7 protein-coding genes are annotated in these 8,249 nt (G+C 70.1%); 4 read left to right on the top strand and 3 right to left on the bottom strand.

Annotation, left to right across the window (positions count from 1 at the left end; all coding sequences use genetic code 11):
• The first annotated feature begins 199 nt into the window (after window positions 1-199).
• Window positions 200-1,084 (top strand): LysR family transcriptional regulator, encoded by an 885-nt coding sequence (locus J0695_RS34085; protein ID WP_206968638.1) that lies wholly within the window; start codon window positions 200-202, stop codon window positions 1,082-1,084.
• Between the two features lie 446 nt (window positions 1,085-1,530).
• On the opposite strand, the gene J0695_RS34080 is transcribed toward J0695_RS34085, so the two are convergent.
• A complete protein-coding gene (locus J0695_RS34080) occupies window positions 1,531-3,099 on the bottom strand; it encodes a purple acid phosphatase family protein (protein ID WP_206968637.1) in 1,569 nt (522 codons plus the stop codon).
• A gap of 130 nt (window positions 3,100-3,229) precedes the next feature.
• On the opposite strand from J0695_RS34080, the gene J0695_RS34075 reads away from it, so the two are divergent.
• Both J0695_RS34075 and J0695_RS34070 read left to right on the top strand, forming a co-directional pair.
• Window positions 3,230-4,273 (top strand): 3-isopropylmalate dehydrogenase, encoded by a 1,044-nt coding sequence (locus tag J0695_RS34075; RefSeq protein ID WP_206968636.1) that lies wholly within the window; start codon window positions 3,230-3,232, stop codon window positions 4,271-4,273.
• Between the two features lie 246 nt (window positions 4,274-4,519).
• Window positions 4,520-5,626 (top strand): branched-chain amino acid aminotransferase, encoded by a 1,107-nt coding sequence (locus J0695_RS34070; RefSeq protein ID WP_206968635.1) that lies wholly within the window; start codon window positions 4,520-4,522, stop codon window positions 5,624-5,626.
• An 86-nt stretch (window positions 5,627-5,712) separates the two neighbouring features.
• Here J0695_RS34070 and J0695_RS34065 read toward each other — a convergent pair whose 3' ends face one another.
• Complete coding sequence (locus tag J0695_RS34065; protein WP_206968639.1) at window positions 5,713-6,591, bottom strand: LLM class flavin-dependent oxidoreductase; 879 nt, start codon at window positions 6,589-6,591, stop codon at window positions 5,713-5,715.
• An 82-nt stretch (window positions 6,592-6,673) separates the two neighbouring features.
• Between J0695_RS34065 and J0695_RS34060 the strand changes: the two genes are divergently transcribed.
• Window positions 6,674-7,429 (top strand): class I SAM-dependent methyltransferase, encoded by a 756-nt coding sequence (locus J0695_RS34060; RefSeq protein ID WP_206968634.1) that lies wholly within the window; start codon window positions 6,674-6,676, stop codon window positions 7,427-7,429.
• A 6-nt stretch (window positions 7,430-7,435) separates the two neighbouring features.
• On the opposite strand, the gene J0695_RS34055 is transcribed toward J0695_RS34060, so the two are convergent.
• Window positions 7,436-8,249 (bottom strand): amidase family protein (locus J0695_RS34055; RefSeq protein ID WP_206968633.1); only part of this gene is annotated, 814 nt, incomplete at its 5' end.

The raw sequence follows: 8,249 nt of genomic DNA, 5'->3' as shown, positions 1-8,249 counted from the left end.
GGTTCGGGGCCAGGGCCCTCGGCGAAGGCGAAGAGGTCAGGGGTCGGGAAGCCGTCGGGGCGGGCCGTCTGGTGGAGGGTGATCGCGGTGTTCGTCATGCCGCAGACGGTAGGAAGGAATCCTGGCGCCGGGCAGAGGGTTCCATCGATGGAACGCACCCCATCCATCGATGTTCCTCATAGAACGAGGTGAGCGCGGTATGGCCGCCACGACCACAGTCGATCTGGCCCCGCACGAGCTGCGGATACTCGTCGCTGTCGAGCGCGAGCGAGGCTTCTCGGCGGCCGCCGCGGCGCTCGGCATGACCCAGTCGGCGGTCTCGCACTCGGTGCGTGCCAGCGAACGCAAGCTCGGCGCCGTCCTCTTCGACCGCGGTCGGCAGGGCGCCCGCCCCACACCGGCGGGGGAGCGGGCGGTGGCCCATGCGCGCAGGGTGCTGCGGCTTCTGGAGGCGATGGGGACCGAGGTGCGCGGGGTCACCTCGGGCACGGTGACGGGATCGCTGCGGATCGCGGCGTTCCGCAGCGCGACGCTGTATCTGCTGCCGCCCGTACTGGAGCGGCTCGCGGCCCGGCATCCGGGGATCGTGCCCGAGGTGCGGGTGGTGCGGGAGCTGGGGCGTGGGACGGCGGGGGAGGTGGCGGACGGCCGGGCGGACGTGGGGATCGCGACGATGGGGACGTCCTCGCCGGTGCCGCCGGCGCTGATCGGGTCCGTACTCCTTGAGGAGCCGTACTCGCTGGTCCATCCGGTGGGGCATCCGGATCCGCGGTCGCTGCCGCTCGTCGACTGGGCGGAGAGCTGCTCCTCGTACACCAGGGACTGGTGGGCGGACCAGGAGTGGCTGCCGCGTGCGACGGTGCAGGCGGAGGACGACGGAGCGGTGCTCTCGTTGGTGAGCAGCGGTTTCGGAATGGCGGTCATGCCGGCGCTCTCCCTGGCCGGAGCACCGCTCGGAGTGGAGATCACTGATCTGGGTCCGGATCGGCCGACGCGTTCGGTGGGCTATGTCACCACTCCTGAGCTGGCCGGGACGCAGGTGGTGAGGGCCCTGATCCGCGAGCTCAGGGCGGCCTCCGCATGATCGCCGTCTCAGATAGTAGGAAGTCCGAGTATTTGTAGAGACAGACCGGCGGACCTCACTTAGCTTTGTAGGAGCCGAACGTCTCGCTCGACCCAGCGAATGGCGGCAGCGAGCCGGTGCCCCGATGCAGGCAACCCCTGCGGCACCCGCTCCCCGCCTCTTCCGGCGCCTCGAATCCGCTCTGTGATTTCAAGGAGTCGATCACCATGGCCGAGACGACTGTCCGCCGCGTCCGTCACGCCTCACGCACGAGTGAGTCCGACCGTAAGAACGCCGCCGCCGCGCTTCAGCGGGCGCTTGACCGCCGTGACAACGGTGGGGCTACGGGGCACTAGCCCCGGCCCCCGAAGCCGGGGGGTGGGCCCTGCGGCCCGGGCCCCCCGGTAAGCGACCTTCGGTCGCTTGTCCTCAATCGCCGGACGGGCTTGATATGCCCGTCGGTGCTGTCAGTTGCCGCGCTTGATCTCGAAGTGGTCGATGCGCGCGCCGCTCTCCGCGAGCGCGCTCACCTTCAGCCGCGCATCGTGTCCGGCCGTCACCTCGACCGCCAGGAACGAGTACCCGGTGTAGCGCACCCGCGACCACTCCACGGTCTCGACGGCCTTGCCGCCGCCCTTCACGGAGTGCCACGTGGGCACGCTCTCCTGGTCCTTGACGTGACCCTCGAAGCTGTCCGGCGCCGGGAAGTCGTACAGCGACCTGCCCGCGCCGCCCGCCGTCACGTACACGATCCCGTCCCGCGTCGGGTCGGTCTTCGCGCCGATCGGGATCGTCCGGCCGACCGCGCCGCCCTTCACCGCGTCCGTGCGCTCGTAGACGTGGTTGTGCCCGTTGATGACGAGGTCGACCTCGTGCTTCTCGAAGACCGGCACCCACTGCTCGCGCACCCCGCCGTCCGAGGCGTGCGAGTTGGTCGTCGAGAACGCGCAGTGGTGGAAGAAGATGACGATGAAGTCGATGTCGCGGCGGGCCCGCAGCTCGCCGAGCCGCTTGTCCAGCCACTTCGTCTGCTTGCCGCCGCTGATCCCGTAGTTGGCGGGGATCTCGTACGAGACGTCATTGGCGTCCAGCGCCACGACGCCCACGTTCCCGTGCACGAACGAGTACACGCCCGGCTGGTTGACCGGGTCGGGCCCGTTGTCCGGCAGGGTCCAGCGCGCGTTCTGGCCGCCGTAGCCGTTCGGCGAGTACCAGGCCTCCATGTCGTGGTTGCCGGTGGTCACCATCCACGGCACCGTCTTGGAGACCGACTCGGTCTGCGCCAGGAACTGGTCCCAGGTCCGTGCGTCGTACACGTCGCCGGCCTGCCCCGAGCCCGAAGGGTCGGCGTAGCAGATGTCGCCCGCGTGCAGGTGGAAGGCCGGGTTCTGGCCGAGGATCAGCGCGTCGTTGCCCAGCGCGTGGTAGCTCACGCCCTGGTCGCCGAAGGCGGTGAAGGTGAAGGACCCGGCGCGCTCGGGCGCGGTGGTGAACGTACCGAGCGAGCCCAGGTTCTGGCGGTTCGCCGGGTCGAAGCCGTCGTGGCCGACGCCGTAGTAGTACGTCGTGCCGGGCCGCAGCCGGTTGAGCTCCGCGTGTACGTAGTACTGCTCGGCGGCGGCGATCGCCCCGCCGTTCAGGCTCGGCGTCGTCAGGTGCCTGACCTCGGCGTCGATCTTCCGGCTGAGCTCCCAGGGGGTGCGCCCGATCCGGATGTACGGACGCTTCACCGCGAAGGGAACCTGCCAGGAGACCGTCATCTGGCTCTTGGGGTCCGCGCCGTACGCGAGGTGCCGGCCGAAGGGCGCGACCAGCGAACCGTCCACATGGGAAGCGGAGTTGGAAGGGAGGCGCGCGGGGGCGGCGGAGGCCGTGGAGGCGCTCATGGTGACGCCGGCGCCGGCAACTGCGGCCGTGGCGAGGCCGGTTCGCAGCGCGCCGCGCCGCGAGAGCTTGGTGCGAAGGTACTCGTGCTGCTCCGCCATGCTCATGCGGTCGGCGAGCTTCTCGGGTATACCGAAGCGAGGGATGTCCATGGCCGGAAATCTCCTCCGTCCACCTGACGTCTTGTCGGCCCTTAGGTGAACGGGGCACGTACAGCTCCCCATGTGTCCGTATGGCGGACGCAAGATGTCAGCCCATGGGACGAGAGATTAGAGTGCCGTCATGTCTCGCAGCATTAAACTCGCAGTGATCCCCGGTGACGGCATCGGCCAGGAAGTCGTGGCCCAGGGTCTCAAGGTCCTCTCCGCCGTCCTTCCGCAGGATGTGAAGCTGGAGACCACCGACTTCGACTTCGGCGCCAAGCGCTACCACGCCACCGGTGAGACCCTCACCGACGCCGACCTCGCGGCTCTCAAGCCGCACGACGCGATCCTCCTCGGCGCGATCGGCGACCCCTCGGTGCCCTCCGGCGTCCTGGAGCGCGGCTTCCTCCTGAAGCTCCGCTTCGCCTTCGACCACCACGTCAACCTCCGCCCCAGCAAGCTGCTCCCGGGTGTGGCGACGCCGCTCGCGGGCCAGCCGGAGATCGACTTCGTCGTCGTACGCGAAGGAACCGAGGGCCCGTACACGGGCAACGGCGGCACCATCCGCAAGGGCACCCCGCACGAGGTCGCCACCGAGGTCTCCGTCAACACGGCCTTCGGTGTCGAGCGCGTCGTCCGTGACGCCTTCGCCCGCGCCCAGGCGCGCCCCCGCAAGAAGCTGACGCTGGTCCACAAGAACAACGTCCTCACCTTCGCGGGCCACCTCTGGACGAACGTCTTCAACACCGTGGCCAAGGAGTTTCCCGAGGTCACCACGGACTACATCCACGTGGACGCCGCGACGATCTACCTCGTCACGGACCCTGCCCGCTTCGACGTGATCGTCACCGACAACCTCTTCGGCGACATCATCACCGACCTCGCGGCCGCTGTCTCCGGCGGCATCGGCGTCGCGGCCTCCGGGAACATCAACCCCTCCGGTGACTTCCCGTCCATGTTCGAGCCGGTCCATGGCTCGGCCCCGGACATCGCGGGTCAGGGCAAGGCCGACCCCTCGGCGACGGTCCTCTCCGTCGCCCTGCTCCTGCGCCACCTCGGTTACGAGACCGAGGCGGTCCGCATCGAGACCGCCGTCTCCGCCGACCTCGCGGAGCGCGGCACCACCGCCCGTACGACGGACGAAATCGGCGACGCGCTCGTATCCCGAGTAGTAGCGAGCTGAGCCCCGCCGACTGACTGATTGATCACAGCCAGTACACAGCCGCCGGGTCTCGCCAGACACCCGGCGGCTGTGCTTTGCGCGCTCCGGGTGCCACCATCGACCCTGGACCGCAATCACACCGTTTCGTACACGGCCCGACACGAGCGATAATCGAACGTGGGCCGTGGTGCGTGCGGAAGCTCGGACGTCCTGGTAGCGACGTGAGCGCGGTCCGTCACAAACACACCGGTGAAGGACATACGACTCATGACGACGCCCACGATCGAGCTCAAGCCGACCTCCAGCCCGCTGTCCGACGCGGACCGCGAGGCGATTCTGGCCAGCCCCGGATTCGGCCGCCACTTCACCGACCATATGGTGATCATCAAGTGGACGGACGGCCGCGGCTGGCACGACGGCCAGCTCGTCCCGTACGGACCGCTCTCGATGGACCCCGCGACGAACGTCCTGCACTACGCGCAGGAGATCTTCGAGGGCCTCAAGGCGTACCGCCAGCCCGACGGCACGGTGGCCACTTTCCGCCCGGAGATGAACGCCAAGCGCTTCCAGTCCTCGGCCCGCCGCCTGGGCATGCCGGAGCTCCCGGTCGAGACGTTCATCGAGGCGTGCGACCTCCTCGTCCAGCAGGACGAGGCCTGGGTCCCGTCCCACGGTGGCGAGGAGTCCCTCTACCTGCGCCCCTTCATGATCGCCACGGAGATCGGCCTGGGTGTGAGGCCGGCCAACGAGTACCTCTTCATCGTGATCGCCTCCCCGGCCGGCGCGTACTTCGCGGGCGGCGTGAAGCCGGTCTCGATCTGGCTCTCCGAGGACCGCGTCCGCGCCGTCCCCGGCGGCGTCGGCGACGCCAAGACCGGCGGCAACTACGCGGCCTCCCTCCTCGCCCAGGCGGAAGCCGCCGCGAAGGGCTGCGACCAGGTCGCCTACCTCGACGCGGTCGAGCACAAGTGGGTCGAAGAGCTCGGCGGCATGAACCTGTACTTCGTGTACGGCGCTGCGTCCGATCAAAAGCCCAAGATCGTCACCCCCACCCTCACGGGCTCGCTCCTTGCGGGCATCACGCGTGACTCGCTCCTCTCGGTCGCCCGCGACCTGGGTTACGAGTCGGAGGAGGCCCGCGTCTCGATCGACCAGTGGCGCCGCGACTCGGAGAACGGCACCCTCACGGAGGTCTTCGCCTGCGGTACGGCAGCGGTGATCACCCCGGTCGGCACGGTCAAGTCGAAGTCCACGGAGTGGCAGCAGTCCGAGGGCAAGCCGGGCGAGGTCACTCTCAAGCTCCGCGAGGCACTCCTCGACATCCAGCGCGGTGTGAGCGAGGACAAGCACGGCTGGATGCACCGACTGGGCTGATCCGGACCCGGTCCGGCAGTTGTACGTACGGCCCGAGGGCGCCCCCGCGCAGGCAGCGGGGGCGCCCTCGGGCCGTTTTTCGTCGCTCAGCGCACGTCGGGCGGCCCCTGCTCGATGCGGCGCAGCACCGGCGCGAGCCGGTCGAGGTCCTCGCCGGTCTGGATCTGCCGCTCGTCCCACCAGGTGGCGCCCGCCTCGGCCAACGGGCCGATCAGATCGAGGGTCTTGGCGGGGTCGTCGCCCGGCGTGGCACCGCCGAGGACGATCTCGAAGGGGTCCCCGGGCCGCGCCCCGCGCTGCTCTCGCTGCTCGCGAACGTACGAGACCAGATCGCGGACCTGGCCGAGGGGCGGGATGTGTCCGTGCTTGGCATCGGCGAACAGCGGGACCGCGCCGTCCCAGCGGGCGGCCCGGCGCATGGGCGGCCGGTTGGGCCAGAATCCGGCGACCCAGACGGGCGGCCGGGGGCGCTGCACGGTGGCGGGCAGCAGGGTGACGTCCCGTACCTGGAAGTGCGGCCCGTCGTGGTTCACCGGGTTGCCCGACCAGTAGCGCTCCAGCAGGTCGAGCCCCTCGTCCAGCCGCGCGGCCAGCACCTTGGGGTCGGAGACCTCGCCGAAACTCGCGTACTCGTCCTCGACGGGCCCGCCAAGACCGGTGGCGAAGGTGACCCGGCCGCCGCTCAAGGCGTCCAGGGTGGCCACCTGGCGGGCGAGCTGCTGCGGGCGCCGCCGGGCGACAGGGGTGACCAGGGTGCCCAGCCTGATCCGGGAGGTGGCCAGTGCGGCGGCGGTCAGGAGCATCCAGGGGTCGCCGAAGGGCCGGCCCTGATGTGTGCGATGCAGCACGTGATCCCAGACGAACAGCCCGTCCCACCCGGCCTGTTCAGCTGCCACGGCCACTTTCGCCACGGTCCTGGGGTCGGCGAAGTCGCCGAAGTTCGGAATGTTCACCGAGAAGCGCATCAGCGCATGGTGCCGTACGACGCGGGTCCCGGCAATGCTGCGGCCCGCGACGAGAGCGACGACCTGCTGGGAAGATGCCGGCATGCTGCGTGACATCTTCGACGAGGACGCCGAGCTCTACGACCGCGTCCGGCCCGCGTATCCGGCTGCCCTGGTCGGGGATCTGGTCGCGCGGGCCGGACTCGGGGTGGGCAGTCGGGTGCTGGAAGTGGCTCCCGGGACCGGGAAGTTGACCCTGCCGCTCGCGCGGACCGGGGCCGATGTCACCGGGGTGGAGCTGGGGCCCTCCATGGCCGCTGTGGCGCGGCGCAATCTGGCGGCCTATCCGCGGGTACGCATCGAGGTGGGGGACTTCGAGACGTGGGCGCTGCCTGGGGAGCCGTACGACCTGGTCGTGATCGCCACCGCCTACCACTGGATCGATCCTCTGGTACGGGTGCGGAAGCCGATCGAGGCGCTGCGTCCCGGCGGGGTCTTCGCCGTCGTCACCACGCACCATGTGGCGGGCGGCAGCGAGGAGTTCTTCGCCGGGGTGCAGGAGATCTACGAGCGCTGGGACCCGGCCACGCCGCCCGGGATCCGGCTGCGGGACGCGGCCGTGGTGGACACCGACGTGGGGTTCGGGCCGGTCGTGGCGCGGAAGTACACGCAGGAGATCACGTACACCAGCGCGGAGTACCTCGACGTCCTGCTGACCTACTCCGGGCATCGGGCCCTCGTGCCCTGGCGGCGCGAGGGGCTGCTCTCCGGCATCGGTGAGCTGATCGACACGCGGTACGGGGGCCGGATCACCAAGCGGTACATGCATGAGCTGATCTCGGTGGTCCGGCCCGGGTGACACGCCCTAGACGAGCGCCGCCTCGATCCATGCCGCCCAGTCGAGGAGCTGTTCGTCCTGGCCCGCCGGAGCCACGCACTGGAGGCCCAGGGGCAGGCCGTTCGCCGCCCGGCCCGCCGGGACCGTGAGCGAGGGCAGGCCGATGTTGCTCCACGGGAGGCACATGACGGAGCTGCCGGTGGTGGTCAGGCCCTTGGGCGCCGGGCCCGTCGCCGCCGGTGTGATCCAGAGGTCGATCGGCTCCATGGCGGCGGCCATCCGCGTACGGAACGATTCGCGGGCGCCCTGCGCCTCGACATAGTCCGCGTGGGTGATCGCGTGGCCCTCGCGGATGGCCTGGCGCGTCTCGCGGCGGTAGAGCTTGCCGTACTCCGCGAACCAGGCGGCGTGCGTCCGGGCGAGTTCGTAGCGGTTCATCGTGAAGAGCTGGGACACCGTGCGGTCGAAGTCCTGCATGACGGGGATCCGGCGGACCGTGAAGCCCGCGCGTTCCAGCTCTTCCGCGTGGGCGGTGAAGGACTTGAGCGCCTCGGGTTCGGCCCGGTCGAGGTAGGGGCCGGTCGGGATGCCCAGGACCGGCAGGTCGCCGGCGTCCGATGGCGTCCAGTCGTCGCAGACCACCGAGGCCGCCGGCAGCAGGTCTGCCACGGTCGGTGCGTACAGGCCCAGCGTGTCGAAGCTCGGGGCGTTCGCGATCACCCCGTCGATCGGGATGCGGCCGTACGTCGGCTTGAAGGCGACCACCCCGCAGTACGCGCCCGGGCGGATCATCGAGCCGACGGTCTGGGTGCCGACGGAGAGCGGGAACAGGCCCGCCGCC

This window comes from Streptomyces beijiangensis (assembly GCF_017315755.1).
GTDB lineage: Bacteria > Actinomycetota > Actinomycetes > Streptomycetales > Streptomycetaceae > Streptomyces > Streptomyces beijiangensis.
The sequence above is the reverse complement of the archived record's forward strand: the minus strand, read 5'-3'. Positions and strand labels throughout refer to the sequence as shown.